This is a genomic window from Serratia sp. JSRIV004 (assembly GCF_019968705.1).
Classification (GTDB): domain Bacteria; phylum Pseudomonadota; class Gammaproteobacteria; order Enterobacterales; family Enterobacteriaceae; genus Chania; species Chania fonticola_B.
This window is the reverse complement of sequence record NZ_CP074140.1, coordinates 5,281,117-5,302,857: the sequence shown is the minus strand read 5'-3', so window position 1 is coordinate 5,302,857 and position 21,741 is coordinate 5,281,117. Positions and strand designations below refer to the sequence as shown.

General features: G+C 56.3%; 18 protein-coding genes. 8 read left to right on the top strand and 10 right to left on the bottom strand.

Annotated elements, in window-relative coordinates:
- The first annotated feature begins 7 nt into the window (after positions 1-7).
- Positions 8-1,498 (top strand): UxaA family hydrolase, encoded by a 1,491-nt coding sequence (locus KGP21_RS25130; RefSeq protein ID WP_223536442.1) that lies wholly within the window; start codon positions 8-10, stop codon positions 1,496-1,498.
- 76 nt (positions 1,499-1,574) lie between these two features.
- Positions 1,575-2,174 carry a YgjV family protein gene (locus KGP21_RS25125; RefSeq protein WP_021806932.1) on the top strand — a complete coding sequence of 200 codons (600 nt, stop codon included), beginning with the start codon at positions 1,575-1,577 and terminating at the stop codon, positions 2,172-2,174.
- A gap of 223 nt (positions 2,175-2,397) precedes the next feature.
- On the opposite strand, the gene sstT is transcribed toward KGP21_RS25125, so the two are convergent.
- From sstT to KGP21_RS25105, 4 genes are all read right to left on the bottom strand, one after another.
- Complete coding sequence (gene sstT / locus KGP21_RS25120) at positions 2,398-3,633, bottom strand: serine/threonine transporter SstT (protein ID WP_021806931.1); 1,236 nt, start codon at positions 3,631-3,633, stop codon at positions 2,398-2,400.
- A 293-nt stretch (positions 3,634-3,926) separates the two neighbouring features.
- Entirely contained in the window at positions 3,927-4,664 is a 738-nt protein-coding gene (locus KGP21_RS25115) for a glutamine amidotransferase (RefSeq protein WP_223536440.1), read from the bottom strand.
- Position 4,665: 1 nt separating this feature from the next.
- Complete coding sequence (locus KGP21_RS25110) at positions 4,666-5,646, bottom strand: Gfo/Idh/MocA family protein (protein ID WP_021806930.1); 981 nt, start codon at positions 5,644-5,646, stop codon at positions 4,666-4,668.
- A gap of 89 nt (positions 5,647-5,735) precedes the next feature.
- Complete coding sequence (locus tag KGP21_RS25105) at positions 5,736-6,242, bottom strand: M48 family metallopeptidase (protein ID WP_021806929.1); 507 nt, start codon at positions 6,240-6,242, stop codon at positions 5,736-5,738.
- Positions 6,243-6,391: 149 nt separating this feature from the next.
- Between KGP21_RS25105 and rlmG the strand changes: the two genes are divergently transcribed.
- A complete protein-coding gene (rlmG, locus tag KGP21_RS25100) occupies positions 6,392-7,531 on the top strand; it encodes a 23S rRNA (guanine(1835)-N(2))-methyltransferase RlmG (RefSeq protein ID WP_059201899.1) in 1,140 nt (379 codons plus the stop codon).
- 42 nt (positions 7,532-7,573) lie between these two features.
- On the opposite strand, the gene KGP21_RS25095 is transcribed toward rlmG, so the two are convergent.
- A complete protein-coding gene (locus KGP21_RS25095) occupies positions 7,574-9,595 on the bottom strand; it encodes an NADPH-dependent 2,4-dienoyl-CoA reductase (RefSeq protein WP_223536437.1) in 2,022 nt (673 codons plus the stop codon).
- Positions 9,596-9,880: 285 nt separating this feature from the next.
- On the opposite strand from KGP21_RS25095, the gene KGP21_RS25090 reads away from it, so the two are divergent.
- The 3 genes from KGP21_RS25090 (at position 9,881) to KGP21_RS25080 (ending at position 14,926) form a co-directional block, all read left to right on the top strand.
- Positions 9,881-11,500, top strand: coding sequence for an ABC-F family ATP-binding cassette domain-containing protein (locus tag KGP21_RS25090; protein WP_223500417.1), 1,620 nt, complete (start codon positions 9,881-9,883; stop codon positions 11,498-11,500).
- Positions 11,501-11,574: 74 nt separating this feature from the next.
- Positions 11,575-13,281: an amidohydrolase gene (locus KGP21_RS25085; RefSeq protein ID WP_037376323.1), complete on the top strand. Its 1,707-nt coding sequence runs from the start codon at positions 11,575-11,577 to the stop codon at positions 13,279-13,281.
- Positions 13,282-13,585: 304 nt separating this feature from the next.
- Positions 13,586-14,926: an APC family permease gene (locus KGP21_RS25080; protein WP_115160009.1), complete on the top strand. Its 1,341-nt coding sequence runs from the start codon at positions 13,586-13,588 to the stop codon at positions 14,924-14,926.
- 183 nt (positions 14,927-15,109) lie between these two features.
- On the opposite strand, the gene KGP21_RS25075 is transcribed toward KGP21_RS25080, so the two are convergent.
- Positions 15,110-16,582 (bottom strand): PLP-dependent aminotransferase family protein, encoded by a 1,473-nt coding sequence (locus KGP21_RS25075; protein WP_021806923.1) that lies wholly within the window; start codon positions 16,580-16,582, stop codon positions 15,110-15,112.
- A 120-nt stretch (positions 16,583-16,702) separates the two neighbouring features.
- Between KGP21_RS25075 and KGP21_RS25070 the strand changes: the two genes are divergently transcribed.
- Positions 16,703-17,968, top strand: a complete 1,266-nt coding sequence (locus KGP21_RS25070; RefSeq protein WP_166733462.1) for a 4-aminobutyrate--2-oxoglutarate transaminase — start codon at positions 16,703-16,705, stop codon at positions 17,966-17,968.
- Positions 17,969-17,980: 12 nt separating this feature from the next.
- On the top strand, positions 17,981-19,435 hold the full coding sequence (locus KGP21_RS25065; RefSeq protein WP_021180637.1) for an NAD-dependent succinate-semialdehyde dehydrogenase: 1,455 nt from the start codon (positions 17,981-17,983) through the stop codon (positions 19,433-19,435).
- A gap of 110 nt (positions 19,436-19,545) precedes the next feature.
- Here the strand turns inward: KGP21_RS25065 and yfcF are convergent, their stop codons facing one another.
- The 4 genes from yfcF to KGP21_RS25045 all read right to left on the bottom strand — a co-directional run bounded on the left by yfcF (position 19,546) and on the right by KGP21_RS25045 (position 21,590).
- Positions 19,546-20,181 carry a glutathione transferase gene (gene yfcF / locus KGP21_RS25060; protein WP_218520259.1) on the bottom strand — a complete coding sequence of 212 codons (636 nt, stop codon included), beginning with the start codon at positions 20,179-20,181 and terminating at the stop codon, positions 19,546-19,548.
- 168 nt (positions 20,182-20,349) lie between these two features.
- Positions 20,350-20,631 (bottom strand): type II toxin-antitoxin system RelE/ParE family toxin, encoded by a 282-nt coding sequence (locus KGP21_RS25055; RefSeq protein ID WP_021806920.1) that lies wholly within the window; start codon positions 20,629-20,631, stop codon positions 20,350-20,352.
- Positions 20,621-20,872, bottom strand: coding sequence for a type II toxin-antitoxin system Phd/YefM family antitoxin (locus KGP21_RS25050; RefSeq protein ID WP_021806919.1), 252 nt, complete (start codon positions 20,870-20,872; stop codon positions 20,621-20,623). The genes KGP21_RS25055 and KGP21_RS25050 overlap by 11 nt, the downstream gene beginning before the upstream one ends.
- A gap of 64 nt (positions 20,873-20,936) precedes the next feature.
- Positions 20,937-21,590 carry a Qnr family pentapeptide repeat protein gene (locus KGP21_RS25045; RefSeq protein WP_223536434.1) on the bottom strand — a complete coding sequence of 218 codons (654 nt, stop codon included), beginning with the start codon at positions 21,588-21,590 and terminating at the stop codon, positions 20,937-20,939.
- Positions 21,591-21,741 lie beyond the last annotated feature (151 nt).

Below are 21,741 nucleotides of genomic sequence, written 5' to 3'. Positions count from 1 at the left end.
TTGGTTTATGCAAAGCATCATAAAAATCCATGCAAAAGATAATGTGGCGGTTGCACTGTGTGATTTGGCGGCTGGTGACCAGCCTGTCTGGGAAGGGCAGGCGATCACACTGGCGCAAGACGTTGCTCGGGGGCACAAGTTTGCCCTTGAACCGATCGCTGCCGGTGAGATGATCGTCAAGTATGGCTTGCCGATCGGTTATGCGCTGGAGGCCATTGCTGCGGGCGAACATATTCATTCGCAAAATGCCAAAACCAACCTGAGCGATCTCGATAGCTACCAGTATCAACCGGAGTTCCAGACCTTACCGGCGCAGGCGGCAGATCGTGACGTACAGATTTACCGCCGCAGCAACGGTGAGGTAGGGATCCGCAACGAACTGTGGATCATCCCGACCGTGGGCTGTGTAAACGGCATCGCCCGTCAGATCCTGCAGCGTTTTCTGAAGGAAACCGGGGAAGCAGAAGGGATCGACGGCGTGCATCTGTTCAGCCACCCCTTCGGCTGCTCACAGCTCGGGCAGGATCATGAAAATACCCGTACCATGCTGCAAAATATGGTGCGTCACCCTAATGCGGGTGCGGTTCTGGTGATTGGCCTGGGCTGTGAGAACAACCAGGTGGATGCCTTCCGCAGTACCCTGGGTGAGTTTGATGAGCAGCGCGTACGCTTTATGGTCTGCCAGCAACAGGATGATGAAGTTGCCGACGGATTGGCACATTTGCATGCGTTATACCAGATTATGCGCGACGATCGTCGCCAGCTGGGAAAACTCAGCGAGCTGAAGTTTGGCCTGGAATGTGGGGGATCGGACGGTTTATCGGGGATCACGGCTAACCCGTTATTGGGCTGCTTCTCGGATTATGTGATTGCCAACGGCGGCACCACGGTGCTGACCGAAGTACCGGAAATGTTTGGTGCCGAGCGCATTCTGATGAGCCGCTGCCGTGATGAAGAGACCTTTGAAAAAACCGTCAGCATGGTCAACGACTTCAAACAGTATTTTATTGCCCACAACCAACCGATTTACGAGAACCCTTCGCCGGGCAACAAGGCGGGTGGCATCACCACGTTAGAAGAGAAATCTCTGGGCTGTACCCAAAAAGCCGGGCAGAGCCAGGTGGTGGACGTGTTGAAATACGGTGAACGCCTGCGTCTGCCGGGGCTGAACCTGCTGAGTGCGCCGGGCAATGATGCGGTCGCTACCAGCGCGCTGGCGGGAGCCGGGTGCCATATGGTGCTGTTCAGCACCGGGCGGGGGACGCCTTACGGTGGCTTTGTGCCAACGGTGAAGCTGGCGACCAACTCGGAGCTGGCAGCGAAGAAGCCGCACTGGATCGATTTTGACGCAGGCCGCCTGATCCACGGCTTGCCGATGGTGCAGATGCTGGAGCAGTTTGTCGATCTGATCGTGGACATTGCCGATGGGGCACCGGCGCGTAATGAAGTGAATGATTTCCGCGAGTTGGCGATCTTTAAAAGCGGTGTCACGTTGTAAAGCCTAGCCGGCGGGAGTAGCATAAAACGGCGTTTTGTTTTAAACGCCTTGCTACTACCGCCCCAGGATCTCCCTAATGACGTTTTATTGGTTTGCGCAGTCTGTTGGCGTGCTGGCTTTTTTGGTCGGTATCACCAGCTTTTTTAATCGCGATGACCAGCGTTTCAAACTGCAGCTGTCGGGCTACAGCCTGATTATCGGCATTCACTTTATCCTGATGGGGGCGAATGCCGCAGGGAGTAGCGCACTGCTTAGCGCCTGCCGCAACCTGGTTTCGATGAAGACTCGCAGCCTATGGGTGATGTGGATCTTTATCTCCCTCACGCTCATTATCGGTTTATCCCGTTTTCACCACTGGATCGAAATACTCCCGATCTGCGGTACGACCGTCAGCACCTGGGCGTTGTTCCGCACCCGGGGTTTGACCACCCGCTGCGTAATGTGGTGCTCAACGGCCTGTTGGGTCACCCACAACATCTGGCTTGGCTCGATCGGGGGTTCGCTGATTGAAGGCAGTTTCCTGCTGATGAACGGTTTCAACATTATCCGCTTCCGCCGCCTGCAACTGCGCGGCATCGATCCTTTTGCGGTCGAAAAAAAGGCGTCTGATGAAGAGTGCCAGACCCCTCACCCTAACCCTCTCCCACAGGGAGAGGGAACCGATCGAGTTCGTTGATTGCTTTGAGTACTACCTTGCCTTTCTTGTTCTTACTCCTGGAGTTGAAATAGTAGGGGCTATCAGTTCCCTTTCGCACAAGGGGACCGATCGAGTGGATTTGAAATTGTAGTGACTCATTGGATGAGGGGGGATCGAGTTTGCTGAGATTGCCTTTCTACTTGCAAAAGAGCAGGGACTAACAGCTCCCTCTCCCTGTGGGAGAGGGTTGGGGTGAGGGGACTTAGCGAATTTTCAGCGGATCTTCATTGGCCAAACGCTGGTCTTCTGCCTGACAGGCTGCTGCGGTAAACAGCACGTCGGTGGAGGAGTTGAGCGCGGTTTCAGCCGAGTCCTGCAGTACGCCGATGATAAAGCCGACGGCAACGACCTGCATTGCAATTTCATTGGGAATACCGAACATGTTGCAAGCCAGCGGGATCAACAGCAGTGAACCACCGGCCACGCCGGAAGCCCCACAGGCGCAGATCGCCGCAACCACGCTCAGCAGCAGTGCAGTCGGCACATCTACAGGAATGCCCAGCGTATGAACCGCCGCCAGCGTCAACACGGTGATGGTGATCGCGGCACCGGCCATGTTGATGGTCGCCCCTAACGGAATAGAAACCGAATAGGTATCTTCGTTCAGATTCAGCTTTCTGCTCAGTTCCATATTCACCGGAATGTTGGCTGCGGAGCTGCGGGTAAAGAAGGCGGTAACGCCGCTTTCGCGCAGGCAGGTGAACACCAGTGGATAAGGATTACGGCGGATCTTCCAGTAAACGATCAGCGGGTTCAGCACCAACGCCACCAGCAGCATACAGCCGATCAGCACGAACAGTAGTTGAGCATAGCCCCACAGTGCGCTGAAGCCGGTATCGGCCAGGGTCGATGCCACCAGGCCAAAGATACCCAGCGGCGCAAAGCGGATCACCGCACGAACCACCATAGTCACGGCATGGGACATATCGGTGATTAACGATTTGGTGTTATCAGAGGCATGGCGCAGCGCCAGCCCCAGACCCACGGCCCAGGCCAGGATGCCGATATAGTTGGCGTTGATCAGCGCATGGAATGGGTTCGCCACCACGCTCATCAGCAAGCCTTTGAGCACTTCAACGATGCCACCCGGCGGATTGATGTCGGTGGTGCCCACGGCCAGCGCCAGCGTTGAGGGGAAAATAAAGCTGATCACCACGGCGGTCAGCGCGGCGGCAAAGGTACCCAGCAGGTAGAGGAACAGGATGGGGCGGATATTGGTTTTTTGGCCCTGCTTATGGTTGGCAATGGAGGCCATGACCAACACCAGTACCAGCAGCGGTGCCACCGCCTTCAGCGCGCCAACGAACAGCGAGCCGAGCAGGCCAACGGCTGCTGCTGCGGCTGGCGAAACCAGTGCCACCACAATGCCCGCTACCAGGCCGATCAATATTTGTTTAACCAGGCTGCCCTGAGTGATGCGTCGTAATAGTTTATTCATGATGCGCTTGCGTTTCCGCTCCCTGAGAATGTGATGTACAGATTGCTGCGCCTCGGCTGAAACGTGGCCGGGCAACTTATCGTCATATCTGTAACTAAGTATGTTTGCCATGCCAGTATTCAGTAAACGGGGGATCTTGGAAAGGGGAGAAGATGAAATTACCTGCATGGATCAATGATTGATAACATGCTGTTTACATTTGTGTGATCGTCATAACATTTGGCGTTTATGGCTATTTGCCAAATAATCGCGGGGCGTCTAGCGCCCCGGATAACAGATTATGGTGACTAACCTCAACCGAGCCCGGCCAACGGCTGCTGGGCCCCGAGGCTGGCGACAAAGTCCTGCAGCAACAACTGGCTGAACGGGGTATCGCTAACCTGTTGTTGTTTAAGCTGATAAATTTGCTGTTTGGCCGGTTCCAACTCGCTGAGCCAGCTCAGGTAGCGCTGCATGATCGCCCCGTTAAACTCCGGGTGGAACTGGGTGGTCAGAGCGTTATCGCCGTAACGCAGGATTTGGCAGGCGTCCTGTTGCGAGCGGGCCAGCACTTCAGCCCCTGGCGGCGGCGTTAGTACGCTTTGCGCATGGATCAGGTTCACGTTGAAGCGTGCAGGCAGGGTGGCAAGACGTTTATCCGAGCGGGCAGCGGGTAATAATTCGATCTCGAGAGTGCCAACCTCCATGCCCTGCGGGTGGTAGCCCACCTCGCCGCCCAGCGCATAAGCCAGAAGCTGGTGGCCGTAGCACACGCCAAAGATCGGCAGATTGATTTGCATTGCCTGGCGCAACCATTCTGCCGCCCGTTCGCTCCAGGGAAGCCGTTCGGTCACCATCGCGGCTGAACCGGTGATCACCACGCCGCAGTAATCTTCCGGAGGCAATGGCGTCTCGCCGGCGAGAACGTGCACGATATGTACTCGATCTGCGGCGATATTCCCCTGTCGCATGAACATCTGCTCAAAGTTGGCCTGCTCCTGCTGGATCATCTGCGGTGCATCACCGGTTTGCATCAACAACAGCGGTTTCATCTCATTCTCCGTCAGCGGGGAACACTACGCCGGTCTGGCGGCGGATCTCCGTCAGCAGGCTGGCGACGATCAGGGAATTTTCCAGGCCCTCATGCTCGACCTGCCGTTTTTCCACCAGTTCGGCAAACACTTGCGCTTCATACAGCATGGTATTGATGTGTTGTGGCTGGGTCAGCACCTGGCTATTTTCACCGCGCGGCGTCAGCACCACGCCTTGGGCTTCGGAGATTTTTTCGATCACCAGCGTACCTTCTTCGCCCTGGATCTCACTCGGAATGTCAGAGTTGCTGACCTTGGAATGGCTGATCACCACGTCAAAGTCACCATAGTTCAGGCACACGCTGCCGTGGGCATCGACCCCGGTATCGAGCAATGTTGCGCTAGCCAATACCGACTGCGGTGCACCAAACAGCGCCACGGTGCTGGCCACGCAGTAATAGCCAATGTCCATGATCGAGCCGTTGGAAAAGTGTGGATTGAAGGTGTTTGGATTTTCACCGGCCAGGTAACGGGGATAGCGAGAGGAGTATTGGCAATAGTTGATAAATGCCTTACGCAGTTTGCCAATCTTCGGCAATGCCTGTTGCAGGATAAGAAAATTGGGCAAGTGGGCGCTTTTGAACGCTTCAAACAGCACTACCTGATGTTCCCGTGCGCAGGCCACCAGTTGTTCCACTTCGCGCAGATTTGACGCCAGCGGCTTCTCGCAAATCACGTGTTTTTTATGGCTGAGGAATAGCAGAGATTGTTGGCAGTGCAGAGAGTTGGGGCTGGCAATATATACCGCATCAATCACGTCGGATTGCGCCAGCGCTTCCAGCGAGTCAAAGAAGTGTTCGACCGGATAGTTGGCGCCAAAGGCCTGCGCTTGTTCGAGCTTACGCGAATAGATGGCGGTCAGCCTCATCTTGCCGCTTTCGTGAGCCGCATCGATAAAACGTTCGGTGATCCAGTTGGTGCCGACAACAGCAAAGCGAATCATGGGTGACTCCAGTTTCCACAGGAAGATAGCTCAGGGGACCAGATTATCACGCCGCAAAGATTAGGCGAATATTTGCTTAAAAAGGCTGATTATTCATAGAGTTCACCGAATAATGAGAGATGAGTCAGATACAGACGGGTATCAAACTCCAACTGGTGATAGCTGGGTTCCATATGGCAGCACAGGCTGTAAAACGCCTTGTTGTGGTCTTTCTCTTTCAGGTGCGCCAACTCGTGGACCACGATCATGCGCAGGAAAGGCTCTGGGGCGTTTTTAAACACCGTCGCCACGCGGATCTCGGCTTTGGCCTTCAGCTTGCCACCTTGCACCCGGGAAATGGCGGTATGCAGCCCCAAGGCGTGCTTCATCACCTGGATTTTGCTGTCGTAGGCCACCTTGCTCAGCGGTTGAGCATTACGCAGATACTGATTTTTCAGATCGACGGTAAACTGATAAAGCGATTTGTCGGTGGTGCAGCCATGAACCTGCGGATAGCGTTGCAACAAAACCTCGCCCAGACGCTGTTGCTGGATGAGTTGTTGCACCTGCATTTGCAGATGATCGGGGTAGCCTTGCAGGTAGCTCAGTTCAGACATGTTATTCAGTATTCAGTGGTAAACCGGGGTGAGCATTGTATGACGTTTTCTTGCTCAAATCCCTTAAAGGGTAATTAATCCCAAAAAACATTTTACTGCCGAGCGTTTTTAGGGGATAAACAGCCCAAATTTATCATTCAGGAGGGGCAATGAGCCAACTCGATCTGGGAACACAGCAACTTGAGCTGGAGCGTTATCCCCAACAGGAAGAAGCCACCCAGCTGCAGGCGTGGGAAGCGGCGGACGAATATCTGCTGCAACAGTTGGAAAATGTCGATATCGGTGAACGCCCGGTACTGATTTTCAACGACAACTTTGGCACGTTGGCTTGTGCTCTGCATGGTTATAAGCCTTACAGCATCAGCGATTCATACATGAGCCAGTTGGCGACGCGCCATAACCTCAAGCTCAATGAGCTCGATGTTGAGCAGGTCACCTTGCAAGACAGCCTGGCCGAACTGCCTGCCAACCCGGCGGTGGTATTGATCCGCATCCCGAAAGCGCTGGCGCTGCTGGAGCAGCAATTACGTGCCCTGCGTGACGTGGTGGCACCCGATACGCTGATCGTGGCGGGTGCCAAAGCGCGTGACGTGCATACCTCGACCATGCAAGTGTTTGAGCGGGTGCTAGGCCCAACCCGCACCAGCCTGGCCTGGAAAAAGGCCCGCCTGATTTATTGCCAGGTCGCTGACATCGTGCCACCGGCAGCGCCGGAAACCACCGACTGGCTGCTCGACGGCACGGACTGGCTGATCCACAACCATGCCAACGTGTTCTCACGCGGTAGCCTGGATATTGGTGCACGCCTGTTCCTGGAAAATCTGCCGAAGGATTTGCAGGGCCACATTGTCGATCTCGGCTGTGGCAACGGTATTATCGGGATGCGTGCCTTGGTGCAGAACCCGCAAGCGCAGATGACCTTCGTCGATGAGTCTTACATGGCGGTGGCGTCCAGTGAACTGAACGTGGAACACAACCTGCCGCAAGAGATGGATCGCTGTCAGTTTGAAGTGAACAACTCGCTGGCGGGCATTGAGCGTGAAAGCCTGCAGGCGGTACTGTGCAATCCACCGTTCCATCAGCAGCATGCGATCACCGATCACACCGCCTGGCAGATGTTCTGCGACGCCAAGCGCTGCCTGCAAGTAGGTGGTGAGCTGTGGATCGTGGGCAACCGCCATCTGGATTACTACCAGAAGCTGAGGCGTTTATTCGGCAACTGCACCACCGTGGCCTCCAACCAGAAGTTCTTGATCCTCAAAGCGGTCAAGTCTGGCGCGCGCTATTGATGTAGGGGCGCAGCATTATACTGCGCCCGTCTAATCAATGGGTTACAGAGCGATTGCCAACCGCGTGCCCTGATCGATAGCGCGGCGGGCATCCAGCTCGGCGGCCACGTCGGCACCGCCAATCAGATGCACCGTTTTCCCCATCTCCAGCAGCGGTTGCTGCAATTCACGGCGCGGTTCCTGCCCAGCACAAATCACCACCGTATCCACCGGCAAGCAGCTTTCCTGCTCGGCGCGCAGGATATGCAGCCCTTCATCGTCAATGCGTTGATAGCTCACGCTATTGAGCATTTTCACGCCACGTACCGCCAGGCTGGTGCGATGGATCCAACCGGTGGTTTTACCCAGCCCTTCACCTACCTTGCTGGTTTTGCGTTGCAACAGGAATATCTGGCGTGGTGAGGCTGGCACTTCCGGCCCTTGAGGGCTGAGGCCCCCGCGCTGCTCGAGCTGCGAATCGATCCCCCATTCGCGGTTAAACGCTGCCGGATCCAGGCTACTGGAGGTGCCGTGCTGGCTAAGGTATTCGGCGACGTCGAAGCCAATTCCCCCGGCCCCGATGATGGCGACCCGTTGCCCAACCGGCTTTTTATCGCGTAAAACATCGAGATAGTTCACCACCTTGGCGTGCTCGATGCCCGCAATGGCTGGCATACGCGGCACGATGCCACAGGCCAGGATCACCTCATCGAAATCCGCCAGATCCTGCGGTTGCACCTGCTGCCCCAGCTTCAGCTCCACTTCATTGAGCGCCAACTGACGGCGGAAATAGCGCAACGTCTGGTGAAACTCCTCCTTGCCGGGGATTTGCTTGGCGATATTGAATTGGCCACCGATCTGCTCGGCGGCGTCAAACAGGGTTACCTGATGCCCACGGCTGGCGGCGGTGGTGGCAAACGCCAACCCGGCTGGCCCGGCCCCCACCACGGCCAATTTTTTAGGCGTTGCCGTGGCGATCAATGGCATTTCGGTTTCGCGACAGGCGCGAGGGTTGACCAGGCAGGAAGTGAGCTTGTGATCGAAAATCTGATCCAGACAGGCCTGATTGCAGCCGATGCAGGTGTTGATTTCGTCCGCACGGCCTTCTGCGGCCTTCTGCACGAACGCCGCATCCGCCAGGAACGGGCGTGCCATGGACACCATGTCGGCACAACCATCGGCCAACACCTGTTCCGCCACCGCCGGATCGTTGATGCGGTTGGTGGTGATCAGCGGGATCTTCACTTTGCCCATCAGCTTGCGCGTCACCCAACTGAACCCGGCGCGCGGCACCATGGTGGCGATGGTGGGAATACGTGCTTCGTGCCAGCCGATGCCGGTGTTGATCAGCGTTGCGCCAGCCTGTTCAATCGCCACGGCAAGCTGTTCGATCTCCTGCCAGCTGGAGCCATCCTCCACCAGATCGAGCATCGACAGGCGGTAGATCAGAATAAATTCTGGCCCGGTTGCCTCGCGCACGGCCCGCACAATTTCCACGGCGAAACGCATGCGGTTGCTGAAGCTTCCGCCCCATTGGTCGGTGCGCTGGTTGGTGCGCGAGACCAGGAACTGGTTAATCAGGTAGCCCTCAGACCCCATGACTTCCACGCCGTCATAGCCAGCCTGCTGAGCCAAAGCCGCGCAGTTGGCGAAGTCGGCAATAGTCTGTTCGACCTCTTGATGGGTAAGTGCTGCTGGGCTGAATGGGTTAATCGGTGCTTGCAGCGCAGAAGGGGCTACCGGCTGTGGCTGATAGCTATAGCGCCCGGTATGCAGGATTTGCAGGGCAATCTTGCCCCCAGCCTGATGGACTGCCTCAGTCACAATTCGGTGATGGGCAACCTGCTGTGGCTGGTTCAGAACCGATGCTCCACGATACACCACGCCTTTCTCATTAGGGGCAATACCGCCGGTCACGATCAGGGCGACACCGGCAGCGGCCCGCTCGGCATAGAATGCCGCCATACGCTCGGGGCCATCAGGCAGTTCTTCCAGGCCGGTGTGCATCGATCCCATCAGCACCCGGTTTTTCAGGGTAGTGAAGCCGAGATCCAGCGGCGCAAGCAGGTTGGGGTAAGCACGCATTGCAGTCTCCACAATATTTATCGTTATAGTTTTGACGACCACTCAAGTGGTCGGATGAGATAAATCTAGCCGTTGTTGGCGCACTTGGGAAACGCGGATGTGCTGAATGTGATAGACCTCATGTTTGCAATCGGTATAAAAGATCGGCTAACATCGGCTCGCTTTATCCCTTTTCTCTCTGCGGAGCCATTACCGAAAATGAACAACCACACCTGCTGATATCTGGCCCTATACCGAGCACGCCCGTGCCGTATGGGGATGTTTTGATTTCATACAGGAGTGTTTATGGCTCATTTTGCGCAGTCCCCTTATTTCGTTTTACATCAATTAACCTGTCAGTTTGCCAATGGCGAAACGCTGTTTGGCCCGCTTAATCTGGCCGTTGAACAGCAGCACTGTGGCCTGGTGGGGCGTAACGGCGTGGGAAAAACTCGCCTGCTACGTCTGATTGCCGGGCTGGATCAACCCGCCTCAGGCCATATTGAAACGCAGGCAACCTTTGCCTATGTGGCGCAGCAGCCGCACTTCACCGAACAGACAACCCTGGCTACGCTGCTGGGCTACGGCGAGGTGTTTGCCGCCCAGGCCCGTCTTGAGCAAGGTTGCCCACGGCTGGACGATATCGATCGTCTTGAGGGCCAGTGGGATCTGGGGGATCGCCTGAGCACGGTTTTTGCGGCGGCTAGATTGCCTGATTTTGACCCGCAACGGCCAGCCGGAGCGCTGAGTGGCGGCGAGCGTATGCGTGCGGCTTTGTGTGGTGCGTTAATGTCGGGGGCCGATTTCCTGTTGCTGGACGAACCGACCAATCACCTCGATAGCACGGGCCGCGAATGGCTGTATCAGCAATTGGCGCAGTGGCGTGGTGGCCTGTTGATTGCCAGCCACGATCGGCAACTGCTGGCACGGATGCAGCGGATCGTCGAACTGACTCCCGAAGCACTGCGCAGCTACGGCGGCAATTATCACGAATACCATCGGCTGCGGGAGCAAGAGCAACAGGCGGCGCGTGCCCAACTGGAACATGCGGCGTTGGAAAGACGGCGCGTCCGCGCCCGCCAGCAGAAAGAACATGACAATTACCAGCGCCACTCCGCCCGTACGCTGAGAACCGTGGACTCGCTGAATATCGCCTCTTTTGAAAAAGCGGCCCTCAAAGGGGCTGCGCGCGACACGATGGGTACCTTGCGTAAACAGCATCAGGGGCAAAAGAACACACTGGATGAAGCGGTGCGCGAGGCGAGGGAACGGGTTGAAGAGGATAACCCGGTGATGCTGACTTTACCGGGCAGCACGGTGGCTGCAGGTAAGCAGGTGCTGGTACTGGAACAGTTACAGCTGCCGTTTGTCAGCTTACCGCCGCTCGACTGGCGGATGGATGGCCCGATGCGCGTCGCCATCACCGGCCCGAACGGTTGTGGCAAATCCACGCTGTTGAAGGTGATCCTGGGGCAACTGGCTGCCAGCGCTGGTTACTGCCATTGCTCGGTATCGCTGGCCTATCTCGATCAAAACCTGTCCCAGCTCGATCTGACGCGTTCGGTGGTCGATCATCTGGGTTTACAGGATACCCCGCTGGCCGAAGGAGTATTGCGTAGCCAACTGGCGCAGCTGCAACTGAATGCCGACCGGGTCACGCTGCCGTTGGCGGCATTGAGTGGTGGAGAGCGGTTGAAAGCGGCGCTGGCCTGTGTGCTGTGGCGGCATGAGCCTGCGCAACTCCTGCTGCTGGATGAACCGACCAACCATTTGGATCTGGCCTCATCGCAGGCAATTGAAGCGGCCTTGGCGGAGTTTCCTGGTGCGATGCTGGTGGTGTCGCACGATGAGGACTTCTTACAGGCGCTGCGATTGACCCATCGCTTGTCTTGGTCGGCAGCGGGTTGGTGCTTTCAAGCAATGTAACCCCGCCTGAGGGGCCAAGCTGGGGAGTTTTTGGTATACTTAAGGTCATTTTGTGAGGTTTCGAGACAATGACTATGACTCCAGTGGCAACAGCAGCCGAGGTAATTTATTACAACGGCACTATCTTCACCGCAGATGCGGAAAATCGTGTTTGTAGTGCGTTGGCGATAGGGCAGGGATACATTCTTGCGGTAGGGACTGATGAGCAGGTGCTTGCGCTGGCGACACCCACCACCGAACGCATCGATCTGCACGGTAAAATGATGATGCCGGGCCTGATCGACAGCCATATGCACCCATTCTGGGGGGGCAAACAGCTTAAGGGATGCAGCCTGCACTATGCGGCGCTGACGGTAGAGCAGACCTTGCAGCATATACAGGACCATCTGGATAAATATCCGGCTGGCGATGACGAATGGCTGACGGTGCGCGCCTGGCAGCGTCAGGCGATGATCCCGGTGGGGGCGGACATGAGTCGTGCTCTGCTGGACTCTCTGAACACCCGCCGCCCGGTAGCGTTGTTTGCTAACGATTGCCACACGCTGGCGGCTAACAGCCGTGCGTTGGAGATGTTGGGCATTGATGAAAATACGCCAGTGCCGCCAGATGGCAAGATCGCCCGCGATGCCGATGGTCAACTGACCGGGATCCTGGAAGATGCTCCGGCCATGCGCGCCTTCGACAGCATTCCTTCCGGCACGGCGGAACAGAACGTGCAGGTGGCGGCTCATGTGCAGCAGGTACTGCATGAGCAGGGCGTAACCACGGTGATGGACACCCGCGTATTTGCGGAGCAACTGGAGGCTTTCGCCGTACTGCGCGATCGCGGTGAGCTGACCTTACGCGTGCTGGGGGCCAAAGAAGTCACGCCAGACAGCGTACAAGGGCCGGAAGACGCTGCCCGTGCGGTGCAGGAAGTTGTCGCCTTTGCCGAACAGTGGAGCAGCCAGCCTTGGACACCGCAGGCCGGGATCTCTGTTGGCCATCTCAAACTGTTCGTCGACGGAGTGTTGCAGCCACCGACCATGACGGCGGCGCTGTTGGAGCCTTACCGTGAACATCATGGGGAAGCCAAGAGTGAGCGTTATGGCGATCTCTACTTCACCACGCCGGTGCTGAACGCGCTGATCGTCGAGTGTGGCCGCGCTGGGCTGCATCCGCATACCCACACGGTCGGCGATGGCGCAATCGAGCAGGTGCTGGATGCGGTTGAGCTGATGCGCGCGGCCTGCCCGGGCAAGGATATCCGCCCAGGGTTGGCCCATAACGAACTGGTTGCGCCGCATCAGTATGCGCGTTTTGCCTCTTTGGCGGCAACGGCAGTGCTTTCGTTCCAGTGGGCCGGTTTACCGGGCGTGCTGATCGATGAAGAGCGCGAGATGCTGGGTGAAGCCCGTTTCCCTCACCTGGAGCCCGCGGCACGCTTCCTGGATGCCGGTGCGCGGCTGGCCTATGGCAGCGACTGGCCAATCGATCGCCTGGATGAGTGGTATAACCTGCAGGTGGGGATGACCCGCCGGGCCTGGGATAGCGAAGGTAATCCTGCCGGGCCACGCCTGGACAACGATCGCGATCTGACCCTGATCGAAACGCTGCGCGCAGCCACCATCGATGCGGCCTATATGATCGCCAAAGAGCAGTATATTGGTTCGCTGGAAGTGGGCAAATTTGCTGATGCGATCGTCCTGCACCATAATCTGTTTGAGCAACCGGCAGAGAAACTGTACCAAACCCGCATCGAGCGGACGTTGGTGGGTGGGAAGATCAGCTATCAATCCTGATAGCAATGTGAATTAAGCGGTCATTTTTACCTGGAGGCGTTGCATGCAGCGCCTCGACAAATTCGGCAACATTGCCATGAAGGGGAATTTTTACCGCTTTTCCTCATCCTGCAAACAATAAATCAACGGGTTATGCCCCAGTTCTTTACCTATTGCCACCTGGTTTTCTGAAAGCGGATTGTTAGCTTCCCCGGCAGCCTAACTTGTGCCAGAATCCGTCCCCTTGTTTTTACCGCAGCGAATCAAATAGCCTATTGGGATTGGCCCTGAATAGCGCTGAGCTGCGCCAGGAGATGATACGGTAATGCCGCAAAACATTCGGTTGCAACGAGTTCTTAAAACCCCCGCCCTGGTTGCGTTTGGCCTTGCCTATATGGTGCCACTGGGCGTGTTTACCACCTACGGTCAGGTTACCGTGTTAAGCCAGGGCCACTTACCCATCGCTTATCTGGTTACCATCGTGACCATCCTGTTTACCGCCCTGAGCTATTGCCGGATGACCAACGCCATGCCGTTGGCAGGTTCGGCCTATTCCTACGTACAGCGCAGTTTTGGTGGTAAAACCGGTTTCCTGGTAGGTTGGGCGCAGATCCTCGATTATCTGTTCCTGCCAATGCTTAACTATCTGGTTTTAGGTATCTTCTTGCACGAGGCATTCCCGTCGATCCCTGCTTACGTGTTTATTCTTGGCTCCATTGCCAGCGTCAGCGCGCTGAATATTCTGGGCGTGCGCCTGCTTAGCTCGGTGAACTTCACGCTGATTGCCTTGCAGATGGTGTTCATCGTGCTGTTTATTGTACTGGCATTTAGCGAGGCCGATCTCAGCCCGGCGTCATTGATGAAACCGCTGTTGGTGGATGCTGGTGACTTCTCTGGTCTGATCGCCGGGGCTGCGGTGCTGTGCCTGGCCTTCCTGGGTTTTGACGCTATTGCCACCATGGCCGAAGAGGCCGCCGACGCCAAACGTACTCTGCCGCGCGCGATCCTGATCACCGTGATCTGTGCCGGTGGCATCTTTGTTGCCGTCTCCTACGCCGCGCATCTGGCCTATCCTGACTGGCAATCGCTGATCCCGCATCAGGACACCGCCAGCCTGATTATTTCGGAGCACGTGGGTGGCAAGTGGATGTACAACTTCTTTATGGCCACTTACCTCACTGGGGTGTATGCCTCCTCCATGTCTGCGCAAACCGGCGTCTCACGTATTTTCTACGCCATGGGGCGTGAAGGCGTGTTGCCGCGCAAAGTGTTCTACCATCTGCACCCTCGTTTCCGCACTCCGTGGCGCGCGATCGTGTTTGTTGCCATCATCTCGCTGTTGGCGCTGTGGATGGATTTGAGCATGGTAGTGTCGATGATCAGCTTTGGCGCACTGGGGGCATTTACCTTCGTTAACCTCAGCGTGATCAAACACTTCCTGATTAACCAAAAACGCCGTGGGCTGAACGCGATGTTCAAATACGGCCTGCTGCCGCTGATTGGCTTCGGTATGTCGGTGTGGCTGTGGGTCAACCTGGATCCCGAAGCGCTGAAAGTGGGCTTCACCTGGCTGTTTGCCGGCTTTATTTATCTGCTGTGGCTGACCAAGGGGATGCGTCAGGATCCCCCATCCACCCAGGATGATATCGGCGATCTGCTGGATTGATGCCCCTCACCCCAACCCTCTCCCACAGGGAGAGGGAGCTGTTAGTCCCTGCTCTTTTGGCAGTAAATAGGCAATCTCAGCAAACGCGAATGTCCCTTCAACCAAGGCGAATCAGCCGGTGCTCATGAAGGATCACGATACTTTCAGCCCACTCGATCGGTTCCCTCTCCCTGTGGGAGAGGGTTAGGGTGAGGGACCTATACACTCCAACAACACGTCAAACGCCGCTGCCATCTGCTCTTCGGGCACGCAGGCAAAGCCCATTAGCAGCCCGCGTCGCGCATTTGGTAGCATGTAATATCGTGACAATGCTCTTACCAGCACTCCACGTTCATTGGCTGCCGCAGCGATGGCGACATCGTCGGCATCATTTGGCAGGTTGAGCACCAGATGCAGCCCAGCGTTGCTGTTGAACTCGCTCAACGCCTGCTTACCCAGATGCTGTTCAATCAACGCGGTAAGGAACCCGCGCCGTTTGGCATACAATAACCGCATGCGGCGGATATGTGCCGTATAGTGGCCTTCCTGAATAAACTGCGCCAGCGCCGCCTGGATGATCAAATGGCCACCACGATAAAGCTCGGCGTGAGCCGTTTTTAACTCGTCCATCAATGGCTTGGGAAGCACTACATAACCTAGCCGCAGGGCCGGATAGAGCGTTTTGCTGAAGGTGCCAATGTAGATCACCGGCGCATCGGCTTCCAACCCCTGCAGGGCCGGGATCGGTTGGCCTGAGAAGCGGAATTCGCTGTCATAATCATCTTCCACGATCCAGCCGCCAGCCGCACGGGCCAAAGCCAGCAGCCGTTGCCGACGTGCCAGGCTCATCACCGATCCCAACGGGTATTGATGCGAAGGAGTGACAAAAATCAGCCGTGGCAAGGCTGCCGGTTGTTCTGGTGGTACCATCCCGGCTTCATCCACCGCCCAAGGGCAGATATTGACGCCGTTCATGCGCAGGATATTGCGGATCCCCCAATAACCGGGTTCCTCGATCCAGGCGTCATCTCCTGGATTACACAGCATGCGAGTGACCAGATCGATCGCCTGATGAATGCCTTCGGTGATCAGGATCTGTTCCGGCGAGCAGCGCACCGAACGTGACACCCGCAGATAGTCCACCAGCGCATGCCGCAGCTCCGGGCTGCCGCCCTGGTTGCTGTAAGTCAAACGCTGTGAGGTTGGGCGGCGGCTGATACGAGCCTGGAGTTTGCTGAAGATGTGATGCGGGAATGCATTCACGTCGGGGACGCCGGGGAGAAAGGCTCCCCACTGTTTAGGGCTGGCGCTGGCGTGTTGCAGTAGCGTGGTGCCACGTTGTGACAGCTCGGCACGCCGTGGCTCGCCGTCACCGCCAATCGGCTGGCTGGCGGTGGATAAACAGCTGTCGGGTACCGTTTCTGCGACGAAGGTTCCACTTCCCTGGCGCGAAAACACATATCCTTCCGCCAGCAATTGTTCATAAACGGTTAAAACCGTATTACGTGAGAGACCCAGCTCTTGTGCCAGATCGCGTGAGGCCAGCAGGCGGCTGGAAGGGGGCAGGCTACCGTCCAGAATACTGGTACGAATGGCATTGTATAACCGCTTGTGCAGTTTATCATCGGGCTGCTCGCCGAGGCGTTGCAGCAGCAGGTCACCACTCAATGAGCGCAATTGGATCCCTCAATTAATCGTAACTGGCACTCGATTATAGGGCCACATCAGGTGTAAATAAACGCAATGTTTCACGTTTGTGAACAAAACCGATAACTGGTCCCGCCCGGAGAGAACAGCATGAAAAACGCAGAACTGAATCAACGTCGTCTGGCCGCTACCCCAAGAGGGATTGGCGTGATGTGTGGTTTTTACGCCGAGCGTGCAGAAAATGCCACCCTGTGGGATGTAGAAGGCAATGAGGTGATCGACTTTGCCTCAGGCATTGCGGTGCTCAATACCGGCCACCGTCATCCCAAGGTGATCGCCGCCATTGAAAAGCAACTGCAGGCGTTTACCCATACGGCATACCAGATCGTGCCTTATGAGAGCTATATTTCGCTGGCAGAGCGTATCAACCAACGTGCTCCAATCGAAGGCACCTGTAAAACCGCCTTCTTCACCACCGGTGCAGAAGCGGTAGAAAATGCGGTGAAGATCGCCCGCGCATACACCGGGCGTCCAGGCCTGATCACCTTCGGCGGCGGATTCCATGGCCGTACCTATATGACCATGGCGCTGACGGGCAAAGTGGCCCCTTACAAGTTGGGCTTTGGCCCGTTCCCTGGCTCCGTGTACCATGGCCAGTATCCGAATGCGCTGTATGGCGTCAGCACCGAAGATGCCATGAACAGCCTGGAGCGCATCTTTAAAGCCGATATCGATCCCAAGCAGGTTGCCGCGATAGTGCTGGAGCCGGTGCAGGGGGAAGGGGGCTTTAACGTGGCTCCGGCAGAATTCATGCAGGCGCTGCGTACGCTGTGTGACCAACACGGTATCCTGCTGATCGCCGATGAAGTGCAAACCGGCTTTGCCCGTACCGGCAAGCTGTTTGCAATGGACCACTATGCGGTGAAACCGGACCTGATCACCATGGCGAAGAGCCTGGCTGGCGGTATGCCGTTGTCTGCCGTGGCGGGCCGTGCTGACGTGATGGATGCCCCCGCACCTGGTGGCCTTGGCGGTACCTACGCCGGTAACCCATTAGCCGTTGCTGCCGCTCTGGCGGTCTTGGACGTGATTGAAGAAGAACAGCTGTGCCAACGCTCCCAGCGTTTGGGGCAACATTTGGTGGAAGTGCTGCAACAGGCACGCAGCCACTGCCCGGCGATTGTGGATATTCGCGCGCTGGGTTCCATGGTGGCAGTAGAATTCAACGACCCGGCAACCGGTAAACCGTCGCCGGAGTTTACCCGTCAGGTACAGCAAAAAGCCCAGGAAGAAGGACTGTTGCTACTCAGCTGTGGGGTGAACGGTAACGTGATCCGTTTCCTGTACCCGCTGACCATTCCTGATGCCCAGTTTAACCAGGCGCTGGCAATCCTTTCCCGCGCGCTGGCCCAATAAGGAGCAATATCCATGAAACTGCAAAATCCCGATCTGCTGCGTAGCCAATGCCTGATTAACGGCGAGTGGTGCGATGCCCGCAGCGGCAAACGTGAAGCCGTGATCAACCCGGCCAACGGTGTGGAGCTGACAACGGTGCCTCTGGTGAGCGCAGAGGAAACCCAGCAGGCAATTAACGCCGCACAGCAGGCACAAATCGGCTGGAAGCAACAGACCGCCAAGCAGCGTTCCGTATTGCTGCTGGCCTGGGCTGATAAAATCATGGCGGCACAGGAAGATCTGGCGCAGCTGATGACCGCTGAGCAGGGTAAATCGCTGGCGGAAGCGCGTGGCGAAGTGGCCTATGCCGCCTCATTTATTACCTGGTTCGCCGAAGAGGCCAAGCGTGTCGACGGTGCCGTATTACAGGCCCCACAGGCTTCGCAACGTCTGGTGGTGGTGAAACAGCCGATCGGTGTCTGCGCGGCGATCACGCCGTGGAACTTCCCGGCAGCGATGATCACCCGTAAGGCGGCTCCTGCGCTGGCCGCAGGCTGCACCATGATCGTCAAACCGGCTGAGCAAACGCCGCTGACCGCATTGGCACTGGCCAAACTGGCGCAGGATGCCGGTATTCCCGCAGGCGTATTGCAAGTGGTAACCGGCGAAGCCGCACAGGTGGGTAAAGTGCTGTGTGACAGCCCGGTAGTGCGCAAGCTGAGTTTTACCGGCTCGACCGAGGTTGGGCGCATCCTGATGGCCCAATGTGCGCCAACCATTAAAAAGCTTTCGCTGGAACTGGGCGGCAACGCTCCGGTGATCGTGTTTGACGATGCCAATCTGGACGCGGCCGTTGCCGGTATTATGGCCTCCAAGTTCCGCAACAGCGGGCAGACCTGCGTTTGCGCCAACCGTATTTACGTTCAGGACGGCATCTACGATCGCCTGGTGGATAAGCTGGTGGCCGCGGTTGAGCAACTGAAAGTCGGTGATGGCACACAAGAAGGGACGACGCAGGGGCCGCTGATCGATGAGGCCGCGATAGAGAAAGTGCAGAGCCACATTGATGATGCGCTGATCAAAGGCGCGCAGATCGCGACCGGTGGGCAGCCGCATGCGTTGGGCCGTACTTTCTTCCAGCCGACGGTGGTTACTGGGGTGACCCAGCAGATGCGCTTTGCCAAAGAAGAAACCTTTGGCCCGGTTGCGCCGCTGTTCCGTTTCCATGACGAAGCGGAAGCTATCGCGATGGCCAACGATACCGAATTTGGCCTGGCCGCTTACCTGTTTACGCAAAACGCCGCTCGTCAATGGCGGGTGCCAGAGGCGTTGGAATACGGCATGGTGGGTATCAATACCGGTTTGATCTCCAACGAGGTAGCGCCTTTCGGCGGTATCAAACAATCTGGGCTGGGGCGCGAAGGCTCTCGCTACGGTATTGAAGAATATCTGGAACTGAAATATCTGTGCATTGACGTGAGCTGTTAACCCTCAAGACTTGAACGCTCCCCGGTGGCCTACGCTGGGGAGCGCTTCCTCCGAGCAAGAAGTGATGTTTCTCACCGTTGAGAACGGCGGCGTCGTGGCCGCCGGTTTTTTTAGCTCCGCATTTTCTCTGGTAATGCCAACCACGCCTGCACCGATGGGCGCTGCCACTGTTTTTGTGCATAGTGGCGCAGCGGTTCCGGTACCTGATCGCCATGCATCACCAGCCGGTTGAGCATCAGGGCCAGGTCGGTATCGGCGATGCACCATTCCTGGAACAGATGATCCTGGCCATGGCTCAGTAACTTTTCCGCCGCAGTCAGCAGTTTGTTGGTTGCCCGTTGGGCATCTGCACTCAATGGGGCAAATTTGACCGCGCTGAAAATCACCTCGGTTGGGCGTTCGGCCCGCAGCGGTAAAAGATCGCTACGTAACCATGCCTGGATCTCACGGGCTTTGGCGCGCTGTTTGATGTCACGCGGGTAGAGCGGATGGGCTGGGTGGAGTTCTTCCAAATATTCCTCAATGGCGGAAGACTCGGAAAGCTGGAAGCTGCCCATCACCAACGTCGGCACCCGCAGCGTTAACGACAGGCTGCCGTAGGCCTGGCTTTGCTGTTCTCCCAGTGAGAGATCTACCGGCTTGACGGTAAACGGCATGCCTTTCTCCGTGAGCGCCACAAAGGTCGACATGGCATAGGGGCTGAAAAAGTTGCTATCAGTGTAGAGAACAGTGGCCGATGAGTTCATACGGATCCTTGGGGATGGGAAAGGTATTTGGGATCATTGGCGAACGGCGTAATAAAATCAAGGCGATGGCCAATGATTAAGCGTAATGGCGTATTAGGCCTAGTAATACCTTAATTGGCTTTCAAGCCGGTTTTGTTGATTTGTGAAGGGGATACTCAGTGATTAATTCTATCGCTTATCGGCAGCAAAATAGACTTCCTCCCCAGCTCGTTTTCCAACGGCGATCACCAATAGAACAATTTCATTATCACGTACTTCATAAACCAACCGATAGCCTGATGAGCGCAGTTTGATTTTGTAACGGTTCGGGCGGCCACTTAGGCGGGATGCCGGCACATGCGGGTTTTCTAAACGCTCGGCCAGCTTCTTTTTCAGTTGTTCCCGAACGGGATAACCTAGCTTTTCCCATTCCTTCAGTGCGCGCTTTTCAAATTTGAGCTTATAAGTCATTAAGATCTACGCTCACAAACTCCGCATCTTCCATGCGTTCATCTGCAATACGGTTTAATTCTGCATCTTCGGCAAGCTCCCGATAGTATGCATACAGCTCAGGGGGCACGCAGTAGAAAGCCGGTTCGTTACGATTCAGGATGGCAACCGCTTCACCTTCTCCGTCTGCAACGGTTCCCATCGGGTTCTTTTTCAGGTCGGTGATGCTGGCAGCGATAGTGGTTAAAATTTGAAAGGCCATGGTGATCTCCTGTTTGGAATATCGACAATAGCACCTTTAAAAGTGCTATTCAATGACCTATTCGTCAATCATCACTGACCAGGATTATCCCCAGCCGATCGATTAGCCCAACGACCTGCTGACTATCCAGCTGTACCCCCTCCAGATCAACCTGGCGGATATCCATCTCCCCCAGCTCTGCGCCGGTCAGATTGCAGTGGTTGAAGGTGGCGGCCCGCCAGTCAAACTGGTTGAACTCCCCGCCGGACAGATCGGAGCCAATAAAGCTGGCACCCAGCACGTTAGCGCCACTCCAGCGGTTTTCCCACAGCTCACATTTCTCCAGTACCGCCTTGGAGAAATTGCTGTAGCTCAGATTGCTTTTGATGATAAAGGCGCTGCAAAAATAGCTGCGCTGAGAAATCATGTTCATGAAGCTTGCGCCACGAAAATCGGCCCCCTGTGCCTTGCATTCGCGGATCTCCAGGCCGAGGGCCTGGGCATTTCTGAAATCGGCCAGCGAGAGATCGCAGCTTTTAAAGCTGGCATCTTTCAACACCGCGCGGCTGAAGTTGCAGCCGAGTTGGGTCTCTTCGTCATAGAAAACGCAGCCGATAAACTGGGTATCGGTCAGATCGGTGCCGGAGAAATCGCAGTTCAGAAACTTGCCGTTGGTGATGGTTTCACCACGGAATTGATCATGGGCAATTTTGACGGATTGCAGCAGTAAAGGTTGCATATAATTACCTGTTTTTTTATACAGCTTATGGTGATACTACCTGAGGAAGACAGGGAAGGGAAATAGCGTGTAAGACAGCCATGTTGCTTGATGGCCACGGGCTTTTTAAATAGCGGTCTGTGCTCTCATTGCCTTAACTCTTTCTTAAGCT

Coding starts and splice junctions, on each gene's coding strand:
- KGP21_RS25045 (WP_223536434.1), bottom strand. CDS start 21,590: ATGCAACCTTTACTGCTGCAATCCGTCAAAATTGCCCATGATCAATTC.
- KGP21_RS25115 (WP_223536440.1), bottom strand. CDS start 4,664: ATGAAACCGCTGTTGTTGATGCAAACCGGTGATGCACCGCAGATGATC.
- KGP21_RS25130 (WP_223536442.1), top strand. CDS start 8: ATGCAAAGCATCATAAAAATCCATGCAAAAGATAATGTGGCGGTTGCA.
- rlmG (WP_059201899.1), top strand. CDS start 6,392: ATGAGCCAACTCGATCTGGGAACACAGCAACTTGAGCTGGAGCGTTAT.
- KGP21_RS25105 (WP_021806929.1), bottom strand. CDS start 6,242: ATGTCTGAACTGAGCTACCTGCAAGGCTACCCCGATCATCTGCAAATG.
- KGP21_RS25110 (WP_021806930.1), bottom strand. CDS start 5,646: ATGATTCGCTTTGCTGTTGTCGGCACCAACTGGATCACCGAACGTTTT.
- KGP21_RS25065 (WP_021180637.1), top strand. CDS start 17,981: ATGAAACTGCAAAATCCCGATCTGCTGCGTAGCCAATGCCTGATTAAC.
- KGP21_RS25055 (WP_021806920.1), bottom strand. CDS start 20,631: ATGACTTATAAGCTCAAATTTGAAAAGCGCGCACTGAAGGAATGGGAA.
- yfcF (WP_218520259.1), bottom strand. CDS start 20,181: ATGAACTCATCGGCCACTGTTCTCTACACTGATAGCAACTTTTTCAGC.
- KGP21_RS25090 (WP_223500417.1), top strand. CDS start 9,881: ATGGCTCATTTTGCGCAGTCCCCTTATTTCGTTTTACATCAATTAACC.
- KGP21_RS25070 (WP_166733462.1), top strand. CDS start 16,703: ATGAAAAACGCAGAACTGAATCAACGTCGTCTGGCCGCTACCCCAAGA.
- KGP21_RS25050 (WP_021806919.1), bottom strand. CDS start 20,872: ATGGCCTTTCAAATTTTAACCACTATCGCTGCCAGCATCACCGACCTG.
- KGP21_RS25125 (WP_021806932.1), top strand. CDS start 1,575: ATGACGTTTTATTGGTTTGCGCAGTCTGTTGGCGTGCTGGCTTTTTTG.
- KGP21_RS25095 (WP_223536437.1), bottom strand. CDS start 9,595: ATGCGTGCTTACCCCAACCTGCTTGCGCCGCTGGATCTCGGCTTCACT.
- sstT (WP_021806931.1), bottom strand. CDS start 3,633: ATGAATAAACTATTACGACGCATCACTCAGGGCAGCCTGGTTAAACAA.
- KGP21_RS25085 (WP_037376323.1), top strand. CDS start 11,575: ATGACTCCAGTGGCAACAGCAGCCGAGGTAATTTATTACAACGGCACT.
- KGP21_RS25080 (WP_115160009.1), top strand. CDS start 13,586: ATGCCGCAAAACATTCGGTTGCAACGAGTTCTTAAAACCCCCGCCCTG.